At 64.2% G+C, this 24,827-nt stretch carries 29 protein-coding genes and 1 pseudogene; 9 read left to right on the top strand and 21 right to left on the bottom strand.

What is annotated here, in order from left to right:
* The first annotated feature begins 4 nt into the window (after positions 1 to 4).
* The gene (locus tag BN9444_RS03235) at positions 5 to 256 is read left to right on the top strand and encodes a hypothetical protein (protein WP_066485831.1); all 252 of its coding nucleotides are present in this window, start codon (positions 5 to 7) and stop codon (positions 254 to 256) included.
* On the opposite strand, the gene BN9444_RS03240 is transcribed toward BN9444_RS03235, so the two are convergent.
* The 8 genes from BN9444_RS03240 to BN9444_RS03275 form a co-directional block, all read right to left on the bottom strand.
* Positions 253 to 1,140: a hypothetical protein gene (locus BN9444_RS03240; RefSeq protein WP_068801409.1), complete on the bottom strand. Its 888-nt coding sequence runs from the start codon at positions 1,138 to 1,140 to the stop codon at positions 253 to 255. The genes BN9444_RS03235 and BN9444_RS03240 overlap by 4 nt on opposite strands.
* Positions 1,141 to 1,150: 10 nt before the next feature.
* Positions 1,151 to 1,543, bottom strand: coding sequence for an MGMT family protein (locus tag BN9444_RS03245; protein WP_309473694.1), 393 nt, complete (start codon positions 1,541 to 1,543; stop codon positions 1,151 to 1,153).
* Entirely contained in the window at positions 1,533 to 2,363 is an 831-nt protein-coding gene (locus tag BN9444_RS03250; RefSeq protein WP_066485816.1) for a VOC family protein, read from the bottom strand. The genes BN9444_RS03245 and BN9444_RS03250 overlap by 11 nt, the downstream gene beginning before the upstream one ends.
* On the bottom strand, positions 2,363 to 2,650 hold the full coding sequence (locus BN9444_RS03255) for an RNA-binding S4 domain-containing protein (RefSeq protein ID WP_066485813.1): 288 nt from the start codon (positions 2,648 to 2,650) through the stop codon (positions 2,363 to 2,365). The genes BN9444_RS03250 and BN9444_RS03255 overlap by 1 nt, the downstream gene beginning before the upstream one ends.
* A gap of 122 nt (positions 2,651 to 2,772) precedes the next feature.
* Positions 2,773 to 3,102 (bottom strand): YbjQ family protein, encoded by a 330-nt coding sequence (locus BN9444_RS03260; protein ID WP_066485805.1) that lies wholly within the window; start codon positions 3,100 to 3,102, stop codon positions 2,773 to 2,775.
* Entirely contained in the window at positions 3,099 to 3,314 is a 216-nt protein-coding gene (locus BN9444_RS03265) for a hypothetical protein (protein WP_066485799.1), read from the bottom strand. Before BN9444_RS03265 ends, BN9444_RS03260 begins: the two co-directional genes overlap by 4 nt.
* A complete protein-coding gene (locus BN9444_RS03270; protein ID WP_066513268.1) occupies positions 3,314 to 4,036 on the bottom strand; it encodes an SDR family oxidoreductase in 723 nt (240 codons plus the stop codon). The genes BN9444_RS03265 and BN9444_RS03270 overlap by 1 nt, the downstream gene beginning before the upstream one ends.
* Positions 4,037 to 4,114: 78 nt before the next feature.
* Positions 4,115 to 4,807 carry an alpha-ketoglutarate-dependent dioxygenase AlkB family protein gene (locus BN9444_RS03275; protein ID WP_066485782.1) on the bottom strand — a complete coding sequence of 231 codons (693 nt, stop codon included), beginning with the start codon at positions 4,805 to 4,807 and terminating at the stop codon, positions 4,115 to 4,117.
* A gap of 448 nt (positions 4,808 to 5,255) precedes the next feature.
* Here BN9444_RS03275 and BN9444_RS03280 point away from each other — a divergent pair, with 448 nt between their 5' ends.
* Both BN9444_RS03280 and BN9444_RS03285 read left to right on the top strand, forming a co-directional pair.
* A complete protein-coding gene (locus BN9444_RS03280) occupies positions 5,256 to 5,900 on the top strand; it encodes a sugar O-acetyltransferase (RefSeq protein ID WP_066513270.1) in 645 nt (214 codons plus the stop codon).
* Positions 5,900 to 8,203: an ATP-dependent RNA helicase gene (locus tag BN9444_RS03285; protein WP_066513272.1), complete on the top strand. Its 2,304-nt coding sequence runs from the start codon at positions 5,900 to 5,902 to the stop codon at positions 8,201 to 8,203. Before BN9444_RS03280 ends, BN9444_RS03285 begins: the two co-directional genes overlap by 1 nt.
* 141 nt (positions 8,204 to 8,344) lie before the next feature.
* On the opposite strand, the pseudogene BN9444_RS14065 reads toward BN9444_RS03285, so the two are convergent.
* Positions 8,345 to 8,590 (bottom strand): annotated as a pseudogene (locus BN9444_RS14065) (TSUP family transporter); the annotation flags it as partial.
* Positions 8,591 to 8,676: 86 nt separating this feature from the next.
* Here BN9444_RS14065 and BN9444_RS03295 point away from each other — a divergent pair.
* On the top strand, positions 8,677 to 9,699 hold the full coding sequence (locus BN9444_RS03295; RefSeq protein WP_233423536.1) for an ATP-dependent helicase C-terminal domain-containing protein: 1,023 nt from the start codon (positions 8,677 to 8,679) through the stop codon (positions 9,697 to 9,699).
* Positions 9,700 to 9,840: 141 nt separating this feature from the next.
* On the opposite strand, the gene BN9444_RS03300 is transcribed toward BN9444_RS03295, so the two are convergent.
* A complete protein-coding gene (locus tag BN9444_RS03300; protein WP_066513274.1) occupies positions 9,841 to 10,611 on the bottom strand; it encodes a TSUP family transporter in 771 nt (256 codons plus the stop codon).
* 22 nt (positions 10,612 to 10,633) lie between these two features.
* On the opposite strand from BN9444_RS03300, the gene BN9444_RS03305 reads away from it, so the two are divergent.
* Together BN9444_RS03305 and BN9444_RS03310 are read left to right on the top strand one after the other, a co-directional pair.
* Positions 10,634 to 11,689 (top strand): AbrB family transcriptional regulator, encoded by a 1,056-nt coding sequence (locus tag BN9444_RS03305; protein WP_230384180.1) that lies wholly within the window; start codon positions 10,634 to 10,636, stop codon positions 11,687 to 11,689.
* 37 nt (positions 11,690 to 11,726) lie between these two features.
* A complete protein-coding gene (locus tag BN9444_RS03310) occupies positions 11,727 to 12,092 on the top strand; it encodes a DUF1304 domain-containing protein (RefSeq protein WP_066485766.1) in 366 nt (121 codons plus the stop codon).
* Between the two features lie 61 nt (positions 12,093 to 12,153).
* Here the strand turns inward: BN9444_RS03310 and BN9444_RS03315 are convergent, their stop codons facing one another.
* Both BN9444_RS03315 and BN9444_RS03320 read right to left on the bottom strand, forming a co-directional pair.
* Entirely contained in the window at positions 12,154 to 13,800 is a 1,647-nt protein-coding gene (locus tag BN9444_RS03315) for a DUF885 domain-containing protein (protein ID WP_066513279.1), read from the bottom strand.
* A gap of 58 nt (positions 13,801 to 13,858) precedes the next feature.
* Positions 13,859 to 14,428, bottom strand: a complete 570-nt coding sequence (locus BN9444_RS03320) for an LOG family protein (protein ID WP_068801478.1) — start codon at positions 14,426 to 14,428, stop codon at positions 13,859 to 13,861.
* Positions 14,429 to 14,446: 18 nt separating this feature from the next.
* Between BN9444_RS03320 and BN9444_RS03325 the strand changes: the two genes are divergently transcribed.
* Positions 14,447 to 15,151 (top strand): NAD-dependent deacylase, encoded by a 705-nt coding sequence (locus BN9444_RS03325; protein WP_066513284.1) that lies wholly within the window; start codon positions 14,447 to 14,449, stop codon positions 15,149 to 15,151.
* 78 nt (positions 15,152 to 15,229) lie between these two features.
* Positions 15,230 to 16,309, top strand: coding sequence for an ROK family transcriptional regulator (locus BN9444_RS03330; protein WP_066513288.1), 1,080 nt, complete (start codon positions 15,230 to 15,232; stop codon positions 16,307 to 16,309).
* Here BN9444_RS03330 and BN9444_RS03335 read toward each other — a convergent pair.
* The 9 genes from BN9444_RS03335 to BN9444_RS03375 form a co-directional block, all read right to left on the bottom strand.
* Complete coding sequence (locus tag BN9444_RS03335) at positions 16,306 to 16,905, bottom strand: HAD family hydrolase (RefSeq protein WP_066485755.1); 600 nt, start codon at positions 16,903 to 16,905, stop codon at positions 16,306 to 16,308. The two genes, BN9444_RS03330 and BN9444_RS03335, sit on opposite strands and share 4 nt — an antisense overlap.
* A gap of 49 nt (positions 16,906 to 16,954) precedes the next feature.
* Positions 16,955 to 17,323 (bottom strand): hypothetical protein, encoded by a 369-nt coding sequence (locus tag BN9444_RS03340; protein WP_141629254.1) that lies wholly within the window; start codon positions 17,321 to 17,323, stop codon positions 16,955 to 16,957.
* Between the two features lie 135 nt (positions 17,324 to 17,458).
* The gene (locus tag BN9444_RS03345; RefSeq protein ID WP_066485753.1) at positions 17,459 to 17,947 is read right to left on the bottom strand and encodes a ferritin; all 489 of its coding nucleotides are present in this window, start codon (positions 17,945 to 17,947) and stop codon (positions 17,459 to 17,461) included.
* 228 nt (positions 17,948 to 18,175) lie between these two features.
* Positions 18,176 to 18,958 (bottom strand): HtaA domain-containing protein, encoded by a 783-nt coding sequence (locus tag BN9444_RS03350; RefSeq protein ID WP_082723180.1) that lies wholly within the window; start codon positions 18,956 to 18,958, stop codon positions 18,176 to 18,178.
* Between the two features lie 126 nt (positions 18,959 to 19,084).
* Entirely contained in the window at positions 19,085 to 19,747 is a 663-nt protein-coding gene (locus tag BN9444_RS03355) for a biliverdin-producing heme oxygenase (protein ID WP_181734637.1), read from the bottom strand.
* Positions 19,748 to 19,925: 178 nt separating this feature from the next.
* Positions 19,926 to 21,335 carry a SulP family inorganic anion transporter gene (locus tag BN9444_RS03360; RefSeq protein WP_066486039.1) on the bottom strand — a complete coding sequence of 470 codons (1,410 nt, stop codon included), beginning with the start codon at positions 21,333 to 21,335 and terminating at the stop codon, positions 19,926 to 19,928.
* A gap of 354 nt (positions 21,336 to 21,689) precedes the next feature.
* Positions 21,690 to 22,205: a phosphoribosyltransferase gene (locus tag BN9444_RS03365; RefSeq protein ID WP_066485748.1), complete on the bottom strand. Its 516-nt coding sequence runs from the start codon at positions 22,203 to 22,205 to the stop codon at positions 21,690 to 21,692.
* A gap of 56 nt (positions 22,206 to 22,261) precedes the next feature.
* Positions 22,262 to 23,653 (bottom strand): AMP nucleosidase, encoded by a 1,392-nt coding sequence (gene amn, locus BN9444_RS03370; RefSeq protein ID WP_066485745.1) that lies wholly within the window; start codon positions 23,651 to 23,653, stop codon positions 22,262 to 22,264.
* 14 nt (positions 23,654 to 23,667) lie between these two features.
* Positions 23,668 to 24,123, bottom strand: coding sequence for a MarR family winged helix-turn-helix transcriptional regulator (locus tag BN9444_RS03375; protein ID WP_066513290.1), 456 nt, complete (start codon positions 24,121 to 24,123; stop codon positions 23,668 to 23,670).
* 85 nt (positions 24,124 to 24,208) lie between these two features.
* Here BN9444_RS03375 and BN9444_RS03380 point away from each other — a divergent pair, with 85 nt between their 5' ends.
* Positions 24,209 to 24,628 (top strand): organic hydroperoxide resistance protein, encoded by a 420-nt coding sequence (locus BN9444_RS03380; RefSeq protein WP_066485737.1) that lies wholly within the window; start codon positions 24,209 to 24,211, stop codon positions 24,626 to 24,628.
* Positions 24,629 to 24,827 lie beyond the last annotated feature (199 nt).

Consider the following 24,827-nt stretch of genomic DNA (forward strand, 5'->3'; position numbering starts at 1 on the left):
CATCATGCTCGCCTGGTTCAATAACGCAGCCGAAGTAAAGCGCTTGCGCGCCGAAGTGCAGCGCCAAGCCGCCGTCATCGAGGATCTCACGCAGCGTCTCGGCCTCACCGCAGAAGACGTCAACGCCTACGGCGTGAGCGACGCCGAGCGTACGCTCGTCGCGCAGGGCGAACCCATCAAGGCCATCAAGGCCTACCGCGAACGCACCGGCGCAGACCTGCTTACCGGCAAGCGCGCCATCGACTCCGTGAGCTAGCAGGCCTGCGACGACCCAGAGGACCCAGCCTGGGCCAGCACCGCACAGGCCTGCGCCTGGGTCGCGGCGACCTGGTCCTCCGCGTTGCGGATGAACTGGCGCGCCTGGGCACGGAACTGCACGGGGATGCCCGGCAGGATGGAGGCCTCGAGCTGCGAGGGCTGGCGGGTGGCAGGGGCATCGGGAAGCGGTGCGGGAGCCGGAGCACCATCCGGCGTCACACGCACGGCGCGCAGGACGTCGAAAGTAAGGTCCGCGGCGGAGCCATAGGTATTCGCCGCGATCACAAAACCGTTGCCCAGCGAGACGGTCGCATGGACGTCACGGGCGTCGGACCAGCCGAACTTCGTGCCGATAATCCCCGGAATCCGGGACGTGCCGTAGTCCTGCTTGTAGCCATCCGCAGCGACGGGCGCGGCGGTGCGCATGCCGGTGACGATGGGCTGCGCCACCGGGTCGCCGACCATAATCGAGGTAAAGCGCGCGAGATCCTCCGTAGAGGTCGTGGTGTTGCCCCAGTAGCCGCGGTAGTGGGTCTCGTTCAGGCCGAACTGGCGAATGACCTCCGGAATCGCCTGCGGGTACTTGCGGTCCAGGTCGGACGCGGTGGCGTCCTCGCTGTAGCGGATCATGTTCTCCACGCGGGCCTTATCTTCCGGCGCTCCGTGGTGGAGCACCCAGTAGCCCAGATAGAGCTTGACCAGCGAGAGCGCCGGGCGCGACTCGTGCGAGTTCGCAGTGGAGACGACCACGCCATTGTTGTAGCGCAGCGTGACCTGCGTGCGGGCGGCAACGGCGGCGGGATCGAGGATGGTGGCGGCGACGGCCGGGGCGGAGCCCAGCACAAGGGAGGCGACGAGAACAGGAAGAGCCCGTTTGAGCATGCCGAAAACCTTAGTCCTCTTTCCCGTGAAACAGCGCGCGCAGGTCCCGCGCGTCCAGCCCATGCGCCCGCATGTCCGCCTTTCCGGACGCTAGCCTTCCGATGCCCTCGTCCTCCCAGCGCGGCCAGACCCGCTCCGGGTCGTGCGGAGAACCGTCCGCACGCAGCACGCGCCACCAGGGAAGATCCGCGCCGTGCACGCGCATGACCCAGCCGACGTAACGCGCACCGACGCCCGTGGCCTTGCCGATCTCCCCGTAGGTTGTAACGTTGCCCGGGGGAATGCTTTGCACAAGCGCCTGCACGCGCTCGACGTTGGCTTTCGCCTTCTCCGAGCGCGGCGGCACGCCTTCCACCCAGGCCCCCTTCTGAGAGGTCCTTTTAGAGGTCTTTTTAGAGGTCAAGCAGATCGTCCGACTCGCGCGGGTCTTCCTCCGGCGCATCCTCAACCTCGGTGAGCGTTACGGTCGCACCCGTCGAGTCCGCGAGCAGCACCATGCGGCCAAACGGCGAATCCCACGGCTCGCGGATAATCTCGCCGCCAAGCTCCACGGCCTTCTTCGCGGCGGCCTCCACATCGCGCACGCCCAGATACGTCTGCCAGAAGCTCGGGACCTGCGGCGGGAACTGGCCCTGCGCGTTCCAGAAGCCCGCGAATGGCGCGCCGTCTTCCTCGGCGGTGGCGTAGACGATGCCGTCCATCTCCGGGCCGGTCTGCGTGCGAATCTCCCAGTCGAAGAGCTCGCCGTAGAAGTCCAACGCCTGCTGGAAGTTCGCCGTGGCCGTGAGCTCATGCCACACCGGGGTACCCGGCTCGCCGCCCGCGACGAACTGGTCCGCACCGCCCGGCTGGATGAGCCCAAACATGCCGCCAGCTGTGTCGACGGCGAGCGCCATATGACCCAGCTCTACCGGCTGCGCCGGAACGAGCACGCGCCCGCCCAGCTTTTCCACCTTCGCCAAATCCTCATCGATATTCCGCGACAAGAAGTACGTCACCCACGTATCCGGCATGCTGCCTTCCTCGGGCTGCGGAATCATGCCGGCGATGGGCAGGCCCTGAATGCGGGCCATTCGATATCCGCGTGCGTCGAGGTTTCCCGAGCCTGCGAGGGAAACCTCCCACCCCAAGACTTCTTCGTAGAAACGCGCCGACTTGCGCGTATCCGCCGTGGTGAGGTCAATCCAGTAGGGCATGCCCACTTCAGCTTCGAATGCGGGCATTACATGTTCCTCCACTTTTCGGGATCAAAATCGTCATCGGCCGTGGCCTCGTCGAAGTAGTCATCGTCCTCGTCGTCCTGCGCGATGACGCGCGCGCACGCGTCGCCGATGCACACCTCGTCGCCCACGTGCACCGCATGGCCACGTGCGGTCTGCGGCTCGCCGTTGACGGTCACCGCACCTTCGGCGATGAGTTCTTTGGCCTCGCCGCCCGTGGCCACGAGGCTGGCCAGCTTAATGAACTGGCCGAGTTTGATGGACTCGCCTTTGATTGAGACTTCTAGCATGCGTGCCAGTCTAGCGGCCCGCGCCGCACACCCCCGCGGCTGCCAAAAATCTTCTTCTCACGCCTGCCACGACAGGGTTTTCGGCAACCAGCGTGCCTCAACCCGCTGTGGGCGGCGCATGCTTAGTTCAGCGGGCGCAGCTTCACGGCCGTGCCGGTGGCCGTGACCATAAGCATGTCGTTGTTGGCGCCCATGGGCGAGTAGTCGAAAGCGATGCCCACGACGGCATCGGCACCGAGCTCCGCGCCGCGGTTCCACAGCTCGTTGAGCGCGGACTCACGGGCCTTGACAGCCTCGTCCTCGTAACCCGCGGAGCGTCCGCCGGTAAAGGAGCGCAGGGACGCGCCCAGGTCCTTGAGGAAATTGATGCCGGTGACGGTCTCGCCCGCAATCACCCGAATGTATGAAGTGATTTCGTGGCCTTCAACGTTATTCGTGGTCGTAAAAATCATGCCCTCAGACTACCGAATCCCTCCCCCACCATGACGGCTCCGAGCACGACAAAGATCACACCCGCCACGACGTCGATGTGGGCGCTCCACCGCGCGATCCACCGCATCATGGACCGCGGGGCGACGCGCATGACCTGCACGATGTCGGGCCCGGGCACGACGAGGACGGCCACCCACACTCCCAAGCGGGCGGCCAGCGTAGACAGCGGCACTAGCTCTGCGTGCGCGGCTTGAGCGTCATGACGTCGATGTTGAAGTGCGCGGGCAGCGAGGCCACCCAGCGCACAGCCTCCGCGATGTCCTCAGCGGTGAGGTTGACCTCGCCGTCGTAGACCGCGGCGGCTTTGCCCGCGTCACCGCGGAAGCGGTTGAGCGAGAACTCCTCCGTGGCCACGCGGCCCGGATCCAGCTCTGTGACGCGGACGTTGTGGTTCTCGATGCGCAGCGCGCGCGAAATGACGCGCACGCCGTGCTTCGCGTTGTTGTACGCGGAGCCGCCCTCGTAGACATTCCAGCCCGCAACGGAGCCCATGTTGATAATGAGACCGGAGTTCTCCGGGGCCGCCTCGAGCTTGGACAGCAGCGCCTGCGTCACGCGCACGGTGCCCAGGACATTCGTGTCGAACATCCACTGCCAGTCCTCAATCTTCGTCTCCGCGAGCGGCTCAAGCCCCTTCGCACCGCCGGCGTTATTGACCAGCAGATCGACACGCGGGAGCACCTCGGCCAGCGCGTCCACGGACTTCTGATCCGTCACGTCGAGCTGCACCGCCGTGCCACCGATGTCCTCGGCGAGCTTCTCTAGGCGATCCATGCGACGCGCCGCGACGACCACGTGCCAGCCATCGCTGGCCAGCGCGCGAGCCGAAGCTTCACCGATACCGGAGGACGCCCCCGTGACGACCGCTACCTTCTTATCTACCGGGATTGCCATGGTTCAGGGTCCTTTCGCTGCGTGTACATGAGATCTTTTCCCACATGGTACGCGGTTATCCGTAGCCAGACCGATGAATTATTCGGGAGTCCGCGGCGCCGCATCCACCTGCCGAATGGTGATGTTGATCCGCCCTTCGCGCAGGCCACAGCCTTCCGGCAGCGTCCCGTCGTCCACGCGCACGATGCCGTGGTACGCAAAGCGTTTCGGCCCACCAAAGACGATGAGGTCGCCCGAGCACGCCATGATGTCATCCCACGGCTTGTTACGGTTGTCCGTGTTTCCCATCCGAAACAGCGCCTCGTCGCCGATGGACAGTGAAATCACGGGTGCTTCGGACTCCTCGAAGTCGTCGACGTGCATGCCCATCGCCGAGCCCGGCGGGTAGTAATTGATAAGCGCCATCTGCGGGACGTAGCCCTCGACCCAGGGTTCGAGCTCCGCGCTTACCGATGCCGCCGCCCGCAACGCCGCAGGAGCCAGCCCCGCCAGCGACTCGGGCATGGGCGGCACCTGCGTGCCCTCAATATTGTTGACATAGCGGTAGCTCGCGTAGTGCCAGAAACGCCCCACATGCAGCTGAAACACGCTCATCTGCCCGGACTTGAGCTGCGGCTTGTACATGCCCATCGGCGTGCCTGCGTAAGCCCGCGCCGTCTCGCGAAACTCCTCCACGAGCGCGCGCTGCTGGTCGATATCCAGCCACCCCGGCAGGTGCGCCACGCCCGGCGCGACCTTCACCGCAGGGCGCGGGAGCGAATCAAAAAGCATGGATCCATCCAATCACTTTTTTGGGATTTAACGTATCCCGTTACGCACCACCACGATTGATTTTGGGGATTTATCGCGTAGAATTAACAGTATTGCAAGGGTCCTTCCAGCCGCGTTGCTGGGTCGGGAGTCTTGCCCCGCGGAGCTCCTGCAGTTCATAACGAACCGCAGGAGCTCTTGCAATTCATTCATCCAGAAAGACGATTCCCTTTTCGCAGCCAGACCATCACAACGCCTCAAGCGCCCTATAGGCATCAACGGCCCCGTGGTCGGCTTTATGGCGAGGACACCATTCAGGCCAGTCCCGACTGATCAAGTGAAATGCCCCGTAGGCTGCCAAACCCGAGTCATGTCCCCAGAAACCATGGCTTGTCAAAGAATCCTAGAGGAAAGCAGCACGCATCGCTTGGCGTAGTAGCGCTCACGACCGCACCCGTAGAATGTCCGCATGGACTTGCAGCAATTCGGAACGTGGGAACGCCAGACCAGCGGCCAGTGGCATCTGCCGGGCACGGACCCGGAAGCGAGCGCGGAACACGCGCGCACTTTCAAGCTCGTCAAGCAGTTCAATGAGCTAGGCAATACGGACCACGAGCGCGCAAAGGACATCCTGCGCGAGATCCTCCCGGAGGAATCCGAGGTCCCCGGCATGCATGCGCCGCTCAACCTGGAATATGGCCGCAACCTCGTGTGTGGCGAGGGCGTGTTCATCAACTTCGGCGCGACCATCCTGGCGCAGGCGAAGGTGACGCTCGGCGAGCGCGTCATGATTGGCCCGAACTGCTCGCTCATCACGGTGGGCCACCCGATGAACGACCATGAGATGCGCGAGGGCGGCTGGGAAATCGCGAAGCCGATCACGGTCGGCCGCAATACATGGTTCGGCGCGAACGTCACCGTCATGCCGGGCGTGACGATTGGCGAGAATTGCGTGGTGGGCGCGGGCGCGCTCGTCACGCGGGACATCCCGGATAATTCGTTGGTTCTCGGCGCGCCTGGCCGCGTGGTGCGCAAGCTCGAAGGTGAGAACCTCGAGCGCGTCGATCTTGACGGCCCCGTCGAGGGCTTTGGGGCGGGCGAATCTCCTTTCTAATGTTTGATCTTCAATCCATCGGCGCGGGTCTGCCTGTTGCCAAGACCATCGGCAGCCTGCCCAGCACCGGCCACGTCGTGGTCCAAGCACCGCCCGGCACGGGTAAGACCACGCTCGTCCCGCCGGCGCTGTCCAATCAAGTAGACGGCAAGGTCATCGTCACTGCGCCCCGGCGCGTGGCGGTCCGCGCCGCGGCGAATCGCCTCGCGGCGCTCTCCGGCACACCCGAGCAGGTCGGCTACGCCATCCGTGGGGAAAGCAAGAAAGGCTCCCGCGTCGAGTTCGTGACGCCCGGAGTGCTCCTGCGCCGGCTGCTCAAGGATCCGGAGCTTGAAGGCGTGTCCGCCGTCGCGCTTGATGAGGTCCACGAGCGTCAGCTCGACACGGATCTTGTCCTCGCCATGTGCGTCGAGCTCGCGACCCTCCGCGAGGATTTTCGCGTCGTCGCCATGTCCGCGACGGTGGACGCGGAGCGCTTCGCCGGCCTGCTTGGCAACGCGCCGATTCACGCCACCGAGGCGGTCACCTACCCGGTTGAGACCAGCTACCAACCGCTCCATGGCCGAGCTGCAGGCACGCGCGAGTTTTACCAGGAGGTCGCCCGCGTCGCGCAGCAGGCGCACGCGAAGAATCCCGGCTCCACGCTCGTCTTCGTCCCCGGTCTGCGAGAAGTAAACCAAGTGGCAGACGTGCTGCTGGCGCATCACGAGACCAACGTGTATCCCCTCCACGGCCAGCAGACCACGGCAGAACAGGACGCGGCGCTCTACACCGACGAGGAACGCATCGTCGTCGCGACCTCCATCGCGGAGTCCTCGCTCACGGTGCCGGGCGTGCGCACCGTCGTCGACGCAGGCCTCTCGCGCGTGCCCCGGCGCGACGCGCAGCGCGGCATGTCCGGATTGGTGACGGTCTCCACGTCGAAGTCGAGCGCCGATCAGCGCGCCGGCCGTGCGGGCCGCGAGGCTCCTGGCCACGTCGTTCGCTGCTATTCCGCAGAGGACTACCAACACTTCAGCCCTCACATCACGCCGGAAATCTTGAGCGCCGATCTCACACAGGCCGCGCTCTTCATGGACGCGTGGGGCGCGGGCCCCGACTTCCCGCTCCTCGATCAGCCGCCTCGAGCCGCGCTTGCCGATGCCCACCGCACCCTCGAAGCACTCGGCGCCAGGTCCGCAGGGGCCGTGACCCCGCTCGGCGAGAAGCTCGCCGTCCTGCCCACAGACCCGCGGCTGGGCGCGGCCCTGCTCAAGCTGGGACGCCGCGCGGCGCCGACGGTGGCGATCGTAAGCAACGACGCACGAGGGGACATCGGAAAGCTGAGCGCACCCAAGCGGGAAACGCAGCGCCTTGAGCGGCTCGTCGAGGACAAGGGACCGACCACGCCGGGCGCCGTCGTCGCCGCGGCCTTCCCCGAGCAGGTCGCCAAGCGCATGAAGGACGACGAATATCTCCTGGCCAGCGGCACACGCGCGAAAGTCCGCGACTCTTCGCTCCTCGGCTCCGCGTGGCTCGCCATCGCGGAGGTCTCCCTGTCGCACGCTGGCAACGCCATCGTCCGCGCGGCCGCACGTATCGAGGAGGCCGAAGCCCTGGACGCGATCGGCATCACAGAGGAGGTCGTCGCACAGCTCAACGGAGGGAAAGTCCGCGGCCGGAAGGTCAAGCGTGCCGGAGCCATTGAGCTCTCCTCCACTCCGGTCAAGGTCACGGGACAGGCGGCGGCCGACGCGCTCGCTGCCGGTATCAACTTGGATGATTTCCACTTCTCCGAGAAGGCCCAGCTCCTGCGCGACCGTCTGCGCCACCTGCACGATTTCTACGGCGAGCCCTGGCCCGACCTCGAGGCACAGAATCTCGCGGTGTGGCTCGCGCCGGAATTGCGAAAGATTGCCGACGGCACGCCGATTGCCCAGGTCGACATGTACCCTGCGCTGCAACGCCTGCTGCCGTGGCCGGAAGCGACGCACCTGGACGAGCTCGCGCCGGAGCGGCTCGCGGTGCCCAGCGGCCGCGACGCGCGCATTGACTGGACGGGCGAGCGCCCGATTGTCCACATCAAGCTGCAGGAATGCTTTGGGCTGGCGGAGTCGCCCGAATACTGCGGCCATCGTGTCCAGTTCCACCTGCTCTCCCCCGCGGGCCGGCCCCTCGCGGTGACGGACGACCTGGCAAGTTTTTGGGCGGGGCCGTACCAGGGCGTGCGCTCCGAGATGCGCGGGCGCTACCCCAAGCACCCGTGGCCGGAGGATCCGTGGACGGCACCGGCGACAGCCCGGACGAAGAACCGCATGAAATAAGAAAGACGCCCGCGCTCAGAGACGCGGGCGCTGTACTGCAGAATTTCAGCAGGCGGGAACATACCGAAAATCCACTCAACAAGAACTAAGGGCTTTTATTTTTAAACCCCAAGGAAAAGGCGTAGCCCACGAGCGGGGCAGTTAGCTCCACTGCTGCCAGGACAAATAGAGGCTCATGACGATAACAAGCGTGAGAAGCGCGTAGCGGATGAGCTTCGTGCCGCCACCTAGGACGGTGCGGGCGCCGAGCTGTGCGCCGGCGATATTGGCGAGCGCGAGGACGATGCCCAGCCCCCAGAGCACGTGGCCGCCGGCGATGAATGCGACGAGTGCGCCTAGGTTGGTGCACGTGTTGACGACCTTGGCCATCGCAGCGGAGCGCAGGAANGCTCGGCGAGAAGCTCGCCGTCCTGCCCACAGACCCGCGGCTGGGCGCGGCCCTGCTCAAGCTGGGACGCCGCGCGGCGCCGACGGTGGCGATCGTAAGCAACGACGCACGAGGGGACATCGGAAAGCTGAGCGCACCCAAGCGGGAAACGCAGCGCCTTGAGCGGCTCGTCGAGGACAAGGGACCGACCACGCCGGGCGCCGTCGTCGCCGCGGCCTTCCCCGAGCAGGTCGCCAAGCGCATGAAGGACGACGAATATCTCCTGGCCAGCGGCACACGCGCGAAAGTCCGCGACTCTTCGCTCCTCGGCTCCGCGTGGCTCGCCATCGCGGAGGTCTCCCTGTCGCACGCTGGCAACGCCATCGTCCGCGCGGCCGCACGTATCGAGGAGGCCGAAGCCCTGGACGCGATCGGCATCACAGAGGAGGTCGTCGCACAGCTCAACGGAGGGAAAGTCCGCGGCCGGAAGGTCAAGCGTGCCGGAGCCATTGAGCTCTCCTCCACTCCGGTCAAGGTCACGGGACAGGCGGCGGCCGACGCGCTCGCTGCCGGTATCAACTTGGATGATTTCCACTTCTCCGAGAAGGCCCAGCTCCTGCGCGACCGTCTGCGCCACCTGCACGATTTCTACGGCGAGCCCTGGCCCGACCTCGAGGCACAGAATCTCGCGGTGTGGCTCGCGCCGGAATTGCGAAAGATTGCCGACGGCACGCCGATTGCCCAGGTCGACATGTACCCTGCGCTGCAACGCCTGCTGCCGTGGCCGGAAGCGACGCACCTGGACGAGCTCGCGCCGGAGCGGCTCGCGGTGCCCAGCGGCCGCGACGCGCGCATTGACTGGACGGGCGAGCGCCCGATTGTCCACATCAAGCTGCAGGAATGCTTTGGGCTGGCGGAGTCGCCCGAATACTGCGGCCATCGTGTCCAGTTCCACCTGCTCTCCCCCGCGGGCCGGCCCCTCGCGGTGACGGACGACCTGGCAAGTTTTTGGGCGGGGCCGTACCAGGGCGTGCGCTCCGAGATGCGCGGGCGCTACCCCAAGCACCCGTGGCCGGAGGATCCGTGGACGGCACCGGCGACAGCCCGGACGAAGAACCGCATGAAATAAGAAAGACGCCCGCGCTCAGAGACGCGGGCGCTGTACTGCAGAATTTCAGCAGGCGGGAACATACCGAAAATCCACTCAACAAGAACTAAGGGCTTTTATTTTTAAACCCCAAGGAAAAGGCGTAGCCCACGAGCGGGGCAGTTAGCTCCACTGCTGCCAGGACAAATAGAGGCTCATGACGATAACAAGCGTGAGAAGCGCGTAGCGGATGAGCTTCGTGCCGCCACCTAGGACGGTGCGGGCGCCGAGCTGTGCGCCGGCGATATTGGCGAGCGCGAGGACGATGCCCAGCCCCCAGAGCACGTGGCCGCCGGCGATGAATGCGACGAGTGCGCCTAGGTTGGTGCACGTGTTGACGACCTTGGCCATCGCAGCGGAGCGCAGGAAGTTTTGCGAGAAAATTGCGGTGAACGCCATGATGAGGAACATGCCGGTGCCTGGACCGAAAATGCCGTCGTAGAAGGCGATCGCGGCAACTGCGGCAAGCCCTGCGGCCACGCGCCATCCGGCGTGGATCCCGTCGGATTCGCCGGAACCGAAGCTCGGCCTGAACGCAACGAAGAGGCCTACGACGACCATCAACACGATAATGACCGGCCGCATGACGGACTTGTCGAGCATGGAGACGAGGAGCGCGCCCAGGCCGGAGGACAGCGCGGCGATGATCCCCATGGGAATCAATTCACGGGCCGGCGGGCGGACCTTGCGCACGAGCGTGAAGGCTGCCGATGCCGTCCCCGACACCGCCGCCAGCTTGTTCGTCGCGAGCGCCGCAGCGGGCGCCAGCTGCGGCGCCACCGCCAGAATGAGCGGAATGAGGACCAGCCCGCCGCCGCCGATGACGGCATCGATCCATCCGGCGACCGCCGCGCCACCGACGAGGACCGCCCAACCTCCTGCTGCAATCTCCATGGCACCCATTAAACTCGACGCCATGTCTGTTCACGCACGTTGGGCCATTATCGTTCCTGGGTCATTTGCCTTGGGTGCGTTATTTACGTACCTCCATGTGCCCGCGGCGTGGATTCTTGCAGCGATTGTGGTCTCCGGCGCGATGGCGCTCACCACCGGCGAGGAGCTGCCTGTCAACAAGCAGTTCTACGCGCTCGCCCGTGGCTTCATCGGCATGATGGCCGCCATCCCGCTCACGCTCGTGCCCTTCGGGCAAGTCGTGGGCTACCTGCCCGCCGCCGTGACGATGTCGCTGGTGAGCGTGCTCGTGGGCATGGTGGGCGGCATGCTCATCCACCGCGCACAACCGAAAGATATCTCGTGGGAAACCGGCATCTTGTCCATGCTCCCCGGCGGCGCCTCGCTCATGCCGGCGCTGGCCAGCGAGCTCGGCGCCGACTACCGCTACGTCGCACTCACGCAGTACCTGCGCCTGCTCGCCGTGTCCATGTCACTGCCGCTCGTGGTCGCGTTCCTCGACTCGCCCGCCGGCCAGGGCGTCGGCCTCTCCGTCGCCGGCGAGACGACGTGGTGGATCATCCTGCTCACCATCGCCATCGCCGTGGGCGGCGAGAAGCTAGGCAAGCTCGCGCACCTGCCCGCCGCGGCGGTGCTCGGCCCCCTCATCCTCACCGTCATCGCCGCGCAGTTCCTGCCGGAGGGCCACACGCTCGAGCCGCTCGACATCTTCAAGATCATGGCGTTTATGTCCATCGGCTGGATCTGCGGCGGCGGCCTGTCCCTGCCCGCGCTCACGTCCTTTGCCAAGCAGCTGCCCGCGACCATCCTGTTCATCGTCGTCGTCATCGGAGTCTGCGCACTCACGGCGTGGCCACTCACCGTGTGGATCGATATCTCGTACTTCGAGGCCTACCTCGCGACCTCGCCCGGCGCGCTCGAAACCGTCCTCGCGCTCTCGGCTGAAGGCGGCGCAGGTCCTGCGGTAGTTTCCGTCCAGATCGTGCGCCTCATCATCGTGCTCGTGATCGCCGGCTACCTGCCACAGATCCTGCGCCTCCTGGGCAAATTCCGGCGTTAAATTGTACACAATCTAATTTGGGCGCATGCTAGGTGACATGACCATCATCATGTTCGTCCTCGCTATCCTCGCGACCCTGCTCCATGTCTTCATCTTCTACCTGGAGTCCTTCGCGTGGACCACGAAGGCGCTGGGCGTCTTCGGCGGCACCCGAGAGGAAGCCGAGCACACCAAGGAGCTCGGCTTCAACATGGGCTTCTACAACCTCATGCTCGCGATTATCACGGCCGTGGGCCTTGCCCTCTGGGGCTCGCCCACCGGCCCGGCGCTCATCATCGCCGGGCTGGGCAGCATACTCGCCGCCGCCGTATGGCTGCTCGCAACCTCCCCGGACAAGCGCGGCGCTGCAGTCAAGCAGGGGATCCTCCCCCTGCTCGCCCTCATCGCGCTCGCCTTCGCGTAAGAATCGTGAACCTCAAGGCTCAATTCTTGGCCTGCTGGGCCCTTAGATTCACGATGCAGATCTAATTAAGGATCGTCTCGCGCAGAATCGGCATAGGAATCGAGCCCAGCGCTAGCGCCTGCGCATGGAATTCCTTGGGGCTCATGCCCTGCGCCAGCGCGTCCGCGCGAGTCTGGTGCCACAGACGCTCGCCCAGCGCGTAGGACGGAGCCTGACCCGGCCAGCCGAGGTAGCGGTTGACCTCGAACGCAAGGTTCGCGTCGTCCATGGCGGTGTGCTCGCGCAGGTAGGTCTTCATGTGCGCCTTATCCCACACGCCAGAGCCGTCCGGCATCTGCTTGCCCAGGTGGAGTCCGATATCGACGACCACGCGGGCGGCACGCAGCTTCTGCGCGTCAAGCAGGCCCATACGGTAGCCCGGATCGTCCATGTGGCCCAGCTCCGCCATGAGCGACTCGGCGTAGAGCGCCCAGCCCTCGCCGTGGCCGGAGTTCCAGCAGGCGGCGCGGCGCCACAGATTGAGGTCGTCCTGCAGCAGCGCCGCGGAGACCTGCAGGTGATGGCCCGGCACGCCCTCGTGATGGACGGTGGTGAGCTCCTGCCACGTGTGGAAGGTGTCTTGGCCTGCGGGCACGGACCACCACATGCGGCCCGGGCGCGAGAAGTCCTCCGAAGGACCGGTGTAAAAGATCCCACCGGTACCCGCCGGATCGATGAGGCACTCAATCGTCTGTGCCTGCTCCGGAATATCGAACTCCGTGCCATTCAACTCCGCGATGACGCGGTCCGCCGTCGCCTGCATCCACGCGACGAGCTCCTCGCGGCCGTGCAGCGTGTAGCGCTCCTCGCCGTTGAGCTTGCGCATCGCGGTGCGTGGGGAGCATTCGGCGCCGTACAACTGGTGCGCGATCTTTTCCTGCTCCGCGCCGATTTCGGCGACGCGATCCAGGCCCCACTCATAGGCCTCGTCCAGATCCACGGCGTCGCCCACAAAGAGCTTGGAGAAACGCTCGTAGCGCTCGCGGCCCACCGCGTCATGAGCCGGGGCTTGCGGCTGCAGCTCGGAAGACAGCCAGGCGGAGAACTCCTCGAAGGAGCGCTTGGCACCCTCGACCTCTGGGGCCTCGGGGTTGACTCCCAAGCCTTCCAAGAGGGGGCCATCGGCAAGCGCATTGCACTGGCCAATGACCTCGTTGATTTGGCGGGAGGCCGCCACCGCGCCATGCGAAGCCGCCTCAAGCAGCGAGCGCTTGTAGCCGTCGAGCGCGCGCGGGATCTTCGACATGCGGGAACGGATTGCATCGACCTGCTCCGCTGTCTCGTGCGGCATGAGCACGAGGGTGTCGCGGATGGTCTGCACCGGAGACGCAATGTTATTGAGCTCGCGCAGGTCCTCGCCGTTGTGGTGGAGGTCGAGTTCCAGGCACAGGCGGTCGCGCAGGACGGCGGCGGTCACATAATCGACGTCGTCGAAGTCGTCATCATCATCAGACTCGTCCGTGCAGTCGTCCAAGGCGTCCAGGTCCGCCATCATCTCGCGCGTGCGATCCGCGACGGCGGCGTGGTACTCGGGCGAGAAATCCTCGAGTTCGCCATCGAATCCGGGAATGCCCAGAGACGTCGCTGTCGTGGGCGAGAGCGCGGCGAGATCGTGGACGAAGTTATCGCACGAGGCATCCAACAAAGAGGGCTGGCGGTGAGAACACATAAGGCGGAAGTCTATCCACTACCTAGGGGTAAGTGCCACCTGAGACCCGCACTGTGTCTTAAGCGTTATCCCATTTTGACCCGAGCGGGACCCAACCAGCGAAAGCATCGAGCGCCGCCGCAGGAGTCGGCTCCACGATAAGCGCGTCGACGAAACGCTGCTGCATGAACCCGTTGTCCGCGAAATTCTCCAGCAACGCAACGAAAGGATCCCAGTAGCCTTCCGCATTGATAAGGCCAACTGGACCGGTAATATGCCCCAGCTGCTGCATGGTGAGTACCTCCGTGAGCTCCTCCAGCGTGCCGATGCCCCCTGGCAGCGCCAGGAAGCCATCCGCCAGCTCCTCCATGCGGGTCTTGCGCTCGGCCATCGTATCCACGCGCTCCAGCACCGTGAGCCCCGCGTGCGCCATCTCCAGATTCGCGAGCTGGTGCGGGATGACACCCGCGACCTCGCCGCCAGCGGCCAGGGCGGCGTCCGCGACGATGCCCATGAGCCCCACGTTGCCGCCGCCATAGACAAGCCGGATGCCCCTCCGCGCCAGCTCCGCCCCCAGCTGGCGTGCCGCTTCCGCAAACGCCGGATTATCCCCCGTGGCCGATCCGCAATACACCGCTACTGAATTCATAAGAACTAGCATAGGGGCATGACCGACATGATTGCCGCCGCCCGCGACATCCTTGCGAACGCGCAGAATCTCGTCGCTTTCACCGGCGCCGGCATGTCCGCTGACTCCGGCCTCGATACCTACCGCGACGCACAGACCGGCGTGTGGGAAAACGTCGATCCCCACGCCATGGCCTCCATCGACGCGTGGGCCCGCGACCCGGAGCCCATGTGGCGCTGGTACCTCCACCGGAAGTCCCTGTCCGAGAACGCCCACCCCAATCCCGGGCATCGGGCGCTCGCGGAGCTAGGCGCAAAAATCATCACCCAAAACATCGACGACCTCCACGAGCGCGGCGGCTCCACGGACGTCGTCCACCTCCACGGCAGTCTCTTCGAATTTCGCTGCACCATCTGTAGCCGACCGTGGAAAGGCGCCACCAAACCCCAGCACATCCCCGAGTGCCCGTTGTGCGGCAACCTCATCCGGCCTGGCGTCGTGTGGTTCGGCGAGGCCCTCCCACCCCGCGAGTGGGACGCCGCGGAAAACCTGATGTCCACCACCGACGCGCTCATCATTGTGGGCACGTCCGGTGTAGTTCAGCCTGCGGCCGGACTCCCCCGCCTCGCGGCAACACGTGGGGTACCTGTCCTCGAAATCACGCCGCAGCCCACCGCACTCACGCCGCTCGCAACGGTGCAGTTCACGGGCCGTGCAGGAGAGGTTCTCCCACTCCTCACGTAATATCTGTAAACCACTCAGTCTAAAAAAGACGGGGGTGATTTAGACTATGCGGTCTAGGGAGGGATATTATTTATATCCATGAGTACAGCCGGACCAGTCTTCGCCCGTCCCCGCACCCCTGCGGCTAAGAGCCTCCACCTCGTACGCCTCAATCCCATCATCACGCGCAGCGAGCTCGTGGAGGCCACCGGACTGTCCCAGCCCACCATCACCCGTGCCACCGCCGCCCTGCTTAAGGCCGGTCTGATTCAGGAGCGCACGGATCTCACCCGCTCCCAAGGCCGCGGTCGTCCCACGGTTCCGCTCGAGGCCTCCGATAACGGCTGGCTACTCGCCGGCATCGCCGTCGGCACCTCCTCGACATACATCGGCCTCTACGACACCCGCGGGCGCATTATCCGCGAAGACAACGTTCCCACCCCGGTCTCTAAGCTCAGCCCCGATGACTTCGTCGAGCACGTCATCGCCGGCGTGAATCGCCTCGCCACCGGCGTCGACCGCACGCTGGTCTCCGTTGGTGTCACCACCTCCGGCACCGTCGATGAAGAGGGCAAGGTTCACGCGGCCAACCTCGGCTGGGACGGCATGGATATCGCAGGACGCCTCGACTTCCAGTTCGGCGTCCCCGTCACTGTCACCCCGGCCGTGCCCGCCATCCTCGCCTCGGAGACGCAGGCAGCGCCCCTCGGCGACGAGGCCCGCACGCTCGTCCTCTTCGCGGATGACTCGATTGGCGCCGCGCTCTCCGACGAAGACGGCGTCGCCCCCATCGATCTCCCACAGTTCGACGGCGCCGACCCGCGCGACACCCTCGTCAACGCCGCGCTGGCTCCCCGCCTCGCTGAGGCTGCCGATGCCTCCTCGGTCCTCGCCCAGCGCGCCTCCGACCTCGGCCGCCTTACGGCCCAGCTTATCGATGCCCACCGCCCGGACACCGTAGTCATCGCTGGCTCTGCGTTCTACGACGTCCCCACGGCGCCGAAGCTCTTCGCCTCGGCCGCACGCGGCGAGCTCGACCCCGATCTCGCCTCCGCGACGGAGCTGCGCATGATCCCCAATCACAAGGAGATCGTCCGCTCCATCGCCCGCGCCGTCGCGCTCGACCCCCTCCTGCGCACGCCGCTTGAGCTGAACACCGCGAAGGTGCGCGCCGCTTAGCTCAAGCCACACTCCGCGCGCAGCTCGGCGAGGTTCCCGTCGTAGAGGTACCCACGCAGCCCTGCCGCACGCGCGGCGTCGACGTTGCCTTGGGTGTCATCAATGAAGAGCGTGTCTTTGGCATTGGCCCCCAACGCGTCCACCGCCACATCGAAGGCCCGCTTGTCGGGCTTGACCACGCCGATTTCACCGCTGAGCACCACCGCGGTGAATTCCTTAAGCCAGCTCTCATTGCGCTCACGCACCATGCGGCCGAGCCCCACCGGAATGTTGGACAGCACGCCCACCGCATTGCCCGCGCCAAGCAACTCCTGGGCGACCCCCACGACGTCGAGGTCCGGCGCCGTACACGGCTCGAAGTCCTGAGCGACGGCCTCAGAGATATCGAAGTCCGGAAGGCCTAGGCGCACCTGCATCTGGCGCCACCAGCGTTCGTCGCTCACCACGCCCGCGTCATAGGCCGGGCGCAATTCGTTATACGCCGTCCAAAAAGCGACCGGATCCTCGGCACCGACGAGACGTAGCAGCGCCTCCTTCGGCGCCGGTGGGCGATGACGGAGCAAGACTCCGTAGAAATCGAAAAGATACGTCGACATACATCCAGACTACGGAAAGCCGCGCAGACTCGTCCCAAACGACAGAGCTCTAGAAACGGAACAAGCGTCCGGGCAGCCCCGTGGGCACGAGCAGCACCGCCACAGCACCCAGCGCCGCGCCTCCCGCATACAGCGGCACGATGGCGTCCGGAATGATACCCAGCGGCGTGAAGATCACCAGGCCCACAGCAGCAAGCACGAGCGCTCCGCCGACTGACGCAATGGATTTCTGCGGCAGGCTCACCGCGATGAGCGCAGCAAAAAGAAAGAGACCCGCCCCCGCGAAAGGCCCCAGCATGAGTGCCGCACCAAGCAGAAAAGTGCCGAGCGCGACGTGCGTACTGCTCAACGCCGTGCCGACGCCCAAGGCGACGGCGAGCGCGAGGAGCACGACCACGGTCCAGGTTTTCTGCTTCATAGACATATAAAACGCAGTCTCCCACCAACCACGGGGTTGGTGGGAGATATTAGGGCAATCTTGATGGGTTTGTTACCGCATGGTCACTGTCCCTTGACCTTTTTGTATTAGCTAGGCCTTGAGGGCCGCGCGTGCCTACTTTGCGCGGGAGCCCAGAGTGGCGTCGATGCGCAGGAGGCCGGAGCCATCGTTGCCCACGAGCTTGATCTGGTCGATGATCTCGGTGACGGTGTCCTCTTCCTCAATCTGCTCGTCGAGGAACCAGTTCACGATCTGGCGGGACTCAAGGTCCTTGACCTCATCAGCGGTACAAGCGATCTCACGGATCTGCTCGGAGACCTTCTGCTCGTGTGCGTAGGCAGCCTCGAAAGCGTCGAGCGGGGTCGCGGCCTTCACGGACGGAACTGGGACATCGGTGAGCTCCACGCGGTAGCCGCGTGCGAGGAGGTGGTTGGCAATCTTCTGAGCGTGCTCGCGCTCCTCCGCAGCCTGAGCGTAGAACCAGTCACGCATGCCCGGGAAGGAAAGATCATCCATCTCGTAGGCCAGCTGGGTGTAGATGAGGGCGGCGCCGTGCTCGTTAATAACCTGTGCGTTCAGCAGGCTCTGCAGCTTCTCGTTCATTGAATATCCTTGCCTTTCGATACCTGTTCAATAGGTAAATTTCTGTCATTTCCGACGGCTATCCAACGGGTTTCCGGCGGTATAGGCCACCATAATACCCACATTCAAAAATTCCGCTAGCCAGGTTAGGATTTCCAAACATGCAGGCCAAAAGCAATTTTGGTCACGGTAACCTAAGTTACCACGACCTAATCAACACCCAAATCCACACAAACGGAAGCAATCAGACTAGAGTCGGATGCCCGCCTGCTTGAGCGCATCAAGCACCAAAGGCATCCCTGCCACCGCGGTACCCACGAGCGCCACGACGCCCGCGATCAGCCCCGCGAGGATGCCGATGCCCCCGCGCGACGGATCCTCCGAACTCAGCGTTCCCAACTGCGCGGAAGCCTGGGCGAGTCCCGTCGACTTATGCCCCTCGACCACCCCGGCGTCCTTGCCATCAGCAAAGTCCAGCACGAGGTCAACGTCGCCGCCCTCAAGTATCTGACCTTCCTTATAGCGCAGCAGCGAGCCCTCCAGGCCCGCGCCCGCGGTGGCCGGGCGATCCTGCGCGCTCACATCGGCACCAACCGCGATGGGAGCATCGAGGGTGAACGTAACCAGCACGTCATCATCGCCATCCCTGTCGACCTGCTTGCCCTTGTCGCCCGGATCCCCGGACAAAACGTAGTCTCCAACGAGCTCGACCTTCGTGCCTTGCACCTGCAGCTTGAGATCTGAGTAGGTGAGATCGAGGCCGGCCGAGCCGCCCGCGCCCAGGCCTGTGTAGGCCACGATATGCGCCGAACCGTCAAGGACGATGGTGCCGTTGCCGTCCGCATCTAACGTCGTCTCAGCGACGTTGACCCGAAAGAGCAGCTGATTGTCCTTATACGTCGCCCCATCCGTGGTCGTCCAACGGCCAGCCGCTATTGGGCCAGCGAGGTGCTCCATGAAGGAGGTCTTAATGGGCCAGGCGAATGTACCCGCCGTCAGGTCCTGCGTTGCAGCAGTAGCCGGAACAGCCATTGCAGAGACGATAAGAGCAGATGCGAGAGAAGCAGAAGAGATTTTCTTCACGCGACAGACCTCCAGGTCACTTTAGAAATACAGAGAAAATAAGAAGGGGGAAGAGGGGAAATAGTGAACCCGGCGCTACGCTGCGCCCGGATACAGCTTCGCTAGCTCGGCGAAGACTGCCGAGTTACACGTGAAGGCGGCCTGTGCCTCAGCGATGAGGGCAGCACGCTGGGCATCAGAAAGCGCGAGCTCGTCGAGCGCCTCGCGGTACGCGCTGCGGTAGGGCGGAATCTTGCCAATCGCCGCGAAGTTATAGAAATTGAGCGCATCCGGGTCGATACCGTAGAGAGCCCCCAGGCGCGCGGCAATGACCTGCCCGCCCGATATATCGCCGAGGTAGCGCACGTAGTGATGGGCAACGACCCGGGGCTCCGACCCCGGCGTATCGAGCGATTCCAGGCGCGCGACGTAGCGTGCGGTGGCGGGAAGGATACGTACCTCGTCGCGCCACTGCGGGCCGTACATTTCCGCGAGGTCGAGTTCCAGCGCGTCGCGGCGTTCCAACCGGGGGTCAGCCACCGCTCCGACGATGCGAGTATCCGCTACCGAGCGGACCGCACGCTCAAGCGCCTCATAGATAAACCACAACTGCCCAGTAAAGGTGGCGAGTGCCTCTGCGCTGAGCTCACCCGCCATCAAGCGGGTCATAAAATCTGAGCCTTCTGCGCTGGCGTGCGCTCGCGCGGTTTCCTCACGCAGCATCTGCGAAAGCGGCGTCGTGGTCATGGCAACAGTCATGGCCAAATTCCTCCTAAGTAAGTAAAGCTTGCCTAACCTTAATGTGGATAGCCTAAACAAGGCAAGCCTTACATATCAAGGCTTATGTCATACTTCATGCCCACAGTGACGCATATTCCACCGAAAGTATGACTACCCACCGCACCCCCACGCCCAGCGGACATCTCTCCCCCAGGTTTTAGTCCCCCAAGTTGCCCGAGAGCCGGTCGAGGCGCTGCTGACTGACCGGATCAAGACCCCGAATATCCACGGTCGCGCCGCGCTGCGCGTATTTCTCACGCACCGCATCCAGCGTCGCCACGGTCGAGGCATCCCAGACCTGCGCGCCGGTCATATCGATGTCGACCTCTGACACGCCCAGCGTGTAGTCGAAGGAATAGACCAGGTCGTTAGACGAGGCAAAGAAAAGCTGGCCGCTCACACGGTACGCGGCACGGGTGGCATCGGAAGCAATGAGCTCGACCTCGGTGAGGTGCGCGACTCGGCGGGCGAAGGCGACCATCGCCGTGAGCACGCCGGCGATAACGCCGACGGCCAGGTTATGGGTAACCAATGTCCCCACCACCGTCACGAGCATGACCAGCGTTTCCGAGAGCGGCATGCGACGTAGCGTCTTCACCGAATGCCAATCCACCGTGTCCACGGCGACAAGGATCATGACGGCGACAAGCGCAGCCATGGGAATCGCACCCACGGTATCGCCCAACACCAGGATGAGAATGAGGAGGAAGACGCCAGCGAGCAGGCTCGACAGGCGCGTGCGAGCACCAGAAGCTTTGACGCCAATCATCGTCTGGCCAATCATCGCGCACACGCCCATGCCACCGATGCTCGCTGCAAGGACGTTGCCAATACCCTGACCAAGGGACTCGCGCGTTTTGTCCGAGTGGCTGTCCGTAATGTCGTCGACAAGTTTGGCCGTGAGCAGCGACTCCATGAGGCCGACGAGGGCCACGCCTACCGCGTACGGGCCGATGAGAGTGAGGGTGTCGAGCGTGAGCGGCACGTCAGGGAAGACGAAGCCCGGCAGGCTCGTGGGTAGCTCGCCTTGGTCCGCGACGTTGGGAATGTCCCAGCGGAAGACCACAACGAGGACCGTAATGACGAGGATGGTGATGAGCGGCGCCGGGACAACCTCCGTGAGCCGTGGCCACAGAAGCATGATGGCCACACCGAGCGCCACGAGCGGATAGACGATCCACGGCACGTGCATGAGGTGCGGCAGCTGCGCGGTAAACATCATGATGCCCAACGCGTTGACGAAGCCAGTCATGACGGAGCGCGGGATAAAACGCATGAGCTTGGCGACCCCGAGGAAAGCGAGAACGATCTGCAGGACTCCCGCTAGCAGCACCGTAGCGAGGACGTACTGCAGACCGTGGGAGGCAGACAAGGGAGCAATGACCAACGCGACCGAGCCGGCCGCGGCGGAGATCATGGCAGGACGACCACCAGTAAAGGAGATGGAGATTGCCATGATGACGGACGCGAAGAGTCCAACGCGTGGATCCAGCCCCGCCAGGATCGAAAAGCTTAAGACCTCGGGGATAAGCGCGAGGGCAACGGCAAGGCCGCCGAAGACCTCCATGCGCAGGCGCGCGGGGGAAGAAAAGGCGTAGCGAAAGCTCGCGAGCACGCCGGTAGGCGCAGAAGTTTGAAGGGTCACGACAAGTCAGTGTAAAGCTACGGCACGAAAAACCACGTCAGGCTCCGGTTGCCCGGAGCCTGACGTGTGTCTCTATCTCTCTCAAGGTGCATACGCTCCCGAACGGTGTCTCACGCCGTCCGCCCCGCGTAGCTGGGGTATCTCTCTATCTCTCTTATGCGCCTCTCTCAAACGCATGAGTTAAGTATGGGGCATGGACCTGCCGAGGCAATGGCATGCGCCTGCGCGTTTCCTGTCTGTTCCTGTCCGTTCACTAGGAAAGCGATAATGCGCAGATTACGCGCCTTCCTGATACGAGCCGTCCGCGGTGATGACGGGAAGCGCGGACCACGCGAAGTTGATCCACTGGTCCGTCTTCTTCCACGAGAAGTCCGGCTCAAAGATGGTGGTGGGCTTGGTGTAGATGACGGCGGAGCGCACCTCGGCGGCGGTTTCCTTGAGCAGGTTAACCACGAGGTCGAGCGTCTTGCCGGAGTCCGCGACGTCGTCGACGACGAGCACGCGCTTGCCTGCGAGCGAGTCCATGTCGAGCTGTGGCGACAGGACGAGCGGCTCCGGCAGGGTCTCGCCAATGTCGGTGTAAAACTCGACGTTGATGGCGCCCATGGCCTTCACGCCGATGGCGTAACCGATGGCGCCAGCAGGAATAAGACCGCCGCGCGCCACACCCACGATGAGCTCAGGGAACCAGCCGGAGTCCACAATCTCCTGAGACAGGTGCCGGGATGCTTCACCGAAGACCTCCCACGTCAGATTTTCGCGATCGGGGTGGTACCACTCGGGCTGAGTCATGGAATCTACTCCTTGGGAGACGATAATTTTCGATCCAGCTTAGTCGCATGTCCCACTCAACGAAATGGAACCTCCCCAATGGTGCGACGCAGCTTGCGAGTGCGGAGTCGCTCGGGATTCTCTGCTAGGGCCTCCATCGCGCGCACGGCGCACATGACGTGCGCCTCCTTCGAATTCGAGTAGAAGGCCTGGGCGCCGGCGGGCAGCTTGGGCACCGCGTGCAACGGAAGATCCGACACGGACAGCAGCGTGCCATAGGGGACGCGGTATCTATACCCGTTGGCCGCGAGCATGCACGACTCCATGTCGATGGCCACGGCGGTGGAACCACGCAGCCACTCCCACAGCTCGCGCGGGGTACGCCACTCCCAGTTGCGGTCCGCAGTAGACAGGACGGTACCGGTGCGCATGAGTTCGTTGTCGGCGCCGTAGACCTCCTCGACGGAGGCCTCGAGCATGCGCTGGACCTCCGGGATGGCGGGGATCGGAACGTCGACGGGAATGGCACGATCCAGGATGTGATCATCGCGCTGATAGGCGTTGCCGAGGATAAGGTCGCCGATGCGCATGCGGCCGTCCAGGCCCGCGCAGTGGCCAATCATGATCCATGCCTCCGGACGCAGCACCGCGAGGGAATCGGTGATGGTCTTCGCGTTGGAAGGGCCCACGCCGATATTGATCATCGTGATGCCATCGCCGTCCGGCGTCGTGAGATCGTAGCGCGGCATCTGCACTCGGGTCTGGAGGTCTGCGACCTCGACGCCCTCGGCGGCATCGGCAGGCACCGTGCGCCCATCTGGTAGAACGAGGGAGTCATAGCGGGAACCCAGCGCGCGCAGGCCAAAGCGCATGAACTCCGTCATGTGCATGCCGTAGTTCGTGAAGAGAATGTACTTCTGAAGCGAGTCGACCTCGATGCCGGTGTAGTGTTCAATGCGCGCGCAGGCGATGTCGAAGCGTTGCGGACCGAAGTGGAACAGCGGCTTGTCGTCCCCGTGGAAGACATCCCAGTGACCGTCCACGATGGCGTCGTGCACCTCGTCAAGCGTGGGGCGCGGAACCTCCGCCGGACGCTGCTGCGGGACCATCTCGACGCCCTTGATGTACTCGGGTGGGATGCGCACGTCCGAGGGGCCGACGAAGATCTCGCACGGGTAATTCTCGGTGAGCCGAGTGAGCTGTTCCTCAAGGTAGCCGCGCAGGAGGTGCGGCTTAGACAGCACAGCGACGTACCGGCCGGACTCATCCACGTATCCGAAAGGCTCGGAGCGGTCGATGGGGCGCCATTCCTTGACGTCGACGACGATCTGCGGATAGACGACGTGCGCGTAGTCCGCATATTCGCCCTTCTCGAGGCACACGCGAGCGCACTCACACGAGGATTCGTAGAGGTCGATGAGGCGCTCGACCGCTGCGGCGGCGTCAGGAACAGGCGACAGTTGGGTCATAGCCCCCGAGTGTATTAGCGATCTTCAGCGTCGGCATCCGGTGTAAAGGAGCCGGACAGGCGGTCGAGCTCGGACTTAAGCATGCGAATATCGAGTCCGGAGGCTGCAAAACGCTCCATCTGTCGGCGCGGGATGCCCTCGGCTTGCTCGCGCAGGGCGCGACCCTTATCAGTGAGAGCCACGATGCGGCGGCGTTCGTCCGCGGGATCGATGGCACGCGTGAGCAGGCCTTGCTTCTCCATGCGGCGGAGCAGCGGAGTGAGAGTCCCCGAATCCAAGGCGATTTCTGCGGAGAGCTCTTTCATCGTCACCGGATCCTCATGGCCCCAGAGCGCTAGCATGGTGACGTACTGCGGATAGGTCAGACCCAACGGGGTAAGTTCCTCGAGGTAGGACCGTTGGACGGCATGGCTCGCCCGGTAGAGGGCGAAGCAGAGTTGTTTGTCCAGTTCCAGTGACGCGCGAGACATGCTCCTAGCATAACGCACAAGGGTTGCGTACAATTAAATCGCGTACAAAGAAAACAGCTCAGAAGCTTGCGAAAGGACTTTCATCATGGAACCGATGTACACCACCGAGGCACTCGCAACCGGCGCTGGCCGCAACGGCCGCTCCGTTGTTAAGGACTCCGACCTGGACTTCAACCTGGCCGCACCGAAGGAGATGGGCGGCTCCGGCGACGGCGTCAACCCGGAGCAGCTCTTCGCCGCCGGTTACGCAGCGTGCTTCCACGGCGCACTGCAGCTTGTCGCTAAGAGCGAGGGCGCAGACTTGGGCGACTCTTCCGTGGGCGCGCGCGTGTCCATCGGCAAGGACGAGACCTCCTTCGGTCTCGCCGTCGAGCTTGAGGTCACCATTCCGAACCTGCCGCACGATGAGGCCCAGAAGCTCGCGGACAAGGCTCACGAGGTCTGCCCGTACTCCAAGGCCACCCGCGGCAACATCGACGTGAAGGTCTCCGTCATCGAGGATTAATTTCCACCTCGAGGAATTGAGACATAACGAAGGCCCGTCAGCTGCGCGCTGACGGGCCTTCTCCCCATGACTAATCTTTCGGCACTTACCGTAAGAAGGAAGTGGAGCGCGACCTTCCTGGTAAGCAACCGCCCGTGATTAGGCAAGGCTTAGTTTATAAACCTTTAGTTGGATGGTCAAGGGGTAACGAGATTTTTCT

The organism is Corynebacterium phoceense (genome assembly GCF_900092335.1).
Taxonomy (GTDB): domain Bacteria; phylum Actinomycetota; class Actinomycetes; order Mycobacteriales; family Mycobacteriaceae; genus Corynebacterium; species Corynebacterium phoceense.

Excerpts from the sequence above, each read along its gene's own strand:
- BN9444_RS03235 (WP_066485831.1), top strand. The coding sequence starts at position 5 with ATGCTCGCCTGGTTCAATAACGCAGCCGAAGTAAAGCGCTTGCGCGCC.
- BN9444_RS03240 (WP_068801409.1), bottom strand. The coding sequence starts at position 1,140 with ATGCTCAAACGGGCTCTTCCTGTTCTCGTCGCCTCCCTTGTGCTGGGC.
- BN9444_RS03250 (WP_066485816.1), bottom strand. The coding sequence starts at position 2,363 with ATGCCCGCATTCGAAGCTGAAGTGGGCATGCCCTACTGGATTGACCTC.
- BN9444_RS03255 (WP_066485813.1), bottom strand. The coding sequence starts at position 2,650 with ATGCTAGAAGTCTCAATCAAAGGCGAGTCCATCAAACTCGGCCAGTTC.
- BN9444_RS03260 (WP_066485805.1), bottom strand. The coding sequence starts at position 3,102 with ATGATTTTTACGACCACGAATAACGTTGAAGGCCACGAAATCACTTCA.
- BN9444_RS03270 (WP_066513268.1), bottom strand. The coding sequence starts at position 4,036 with ATGGCAATCCCGGTAGATAAGAAGGTAGCGGTCGTCACGGGGGCGTCC.
- BN9444_RS03275 (WP_066485782.1), bottom strand. The coding sequence starts at position 4,807 with ATGCTTTTTGATTCGCTCCCGCGCCCTGCGGTGAAGGTCGCGCCGGGC.
- BN9444_RS03280 (WP_066513270.1), top strand. The coding sequence starts at position 5,256 with ATGGACTTGCAGCAATTCGGAACGTGGGAACGCCAGACCAGCGGCCAG.
- BN9444_RS03285 (WP_066513272.1), top strand. The coding sequence starts at position 5,900 with ATGTTTGATCTTCAATCCATCGGCGCGGGTCTGCCTGTTGCCAAGACC.
- BN9444_RS03300 (WP_066513274.1), bottom strand. The coding sequence starts at position 10,611 with ATGGAGATTGCAGCAGGAGGTTGGGCGGTCCTCGTCGGTGGCGCGGCG.
- BN9444_RS03305 (WP_230384180.1), top strand. The coding sequence starts at position 10,634 with ATGTCTGTTCACGCACGTTGGGCCATTATCGTTCCTGGGTCATTTGCC.
- BN9444_RS03310 (WP_066485766.1), top strand. The coding sequence starts at position 11,727 with ATGACCATCATCATGTTCGTCCTCGCTATCCTCGCGACCCTGCTCCAT.
- BN9444_RS03315 (WP_066513279.1), bottom strand. The coding sequence starts at position 13,800 with ATGTGTTCTCACCGCCAGCCCTCTTTGTTGGATGCCTCGTGCGATAAC.
- BN9444_RS03320 (WP_068801478.1), bottom strand. The coding sequence starts at position 14,428 with ATGAATTCAGTAGCGGTGTATTGCGGATCGGCCACGGGGGATAATCCG.
- BN9444_RS03325 (WP_066513284.1), top strand. The coding sequence starts at position 14,447 with ATGACCGACATGATTGCCGCCGCCCGCGACATCCTTGCGAACGCGCAG.
- BN9444_RS03330 (WP_066513288.1), top strand. The coding sequence starts at position 15,230 with ATGAGTACAGCCGGACCAGTCTTCGCCCGTCCCCGCACCCCTGCGGCT.
- BN9444_RS03335 (WP_066485755.1), bottom strand. The coding sequence starts at position 16,905 with ATGTCGACGTATCTTTTCGATTTCTACGGAGTCTTGCTCCGTCATCGC.
- BN9444_RS03340 (WP_141629254.1), bottom strand. The coding sequence starts at position 17,323 with ATGAAGCAGAAAACCTGGACCGTGGTCGTGCTCCTCGCGCTCGCCGTC.
- BN9444_RS03345 (WP_066485753.1), bottom strand. The coding sequence starts at position 17,947 with ATGAACGAGAAGCTGCAGAGCCTGCTGAACGCACAGGTTATTAACGAG.
- BN9444_RS03350 (WP_082723180.1), bottom strand. The coding sequence starts at position 18,958 with ATGGCTGTTCCGGCTACTGCTGCAACGCAGGACCTGACGGCGGGTACA.
- BN9444_RS03355 (WP_181734637.1), bottom strand. The coding sequence starts at position 19,747 with ATGACTGTTGCCATGACCACGACGCCGCTTTCGCAGATGCTGCGTGAG.
- BN9444_RS03360 (WP_066486039.1), bottom strand. The coding sequence starts at position 21,335 with ATGGAGGTCTTCGGCGGCCTTGCCGTTGCCCTCGCGCTTATCCCCGAG.
- BN9444_RS03365 (WP_066485748.1), bottom strand. The coding sequence starts at position 22,205 with ATGACTCAGCCCGAGTGGTACCACCCCGATCGCGAAAATCTGACGTGG.
- amn (WP_066485745.1), bottom strand. The coding sequence starts at position 23,653 with ATGACCCAACTGTCGCCTGTTCCTGACGCCGCCGCAGCGGTCGAGCGC.
- BN9444_RS03375 (WP_066513290.1), bottom strand. The coding sequence starts at position 24,123 with ATGTCTCGCGCGTCACTGGAACTGGACAAACAACTCTGCTTCGCCCTC.
- BN9444_RS03380 (WP_066485737.1), top strand. The coding sequence starts at position 24,209 with ATGGAACCGATGTACACCACCGAGGCACTCGCAACCGGCGCTGGCCGC.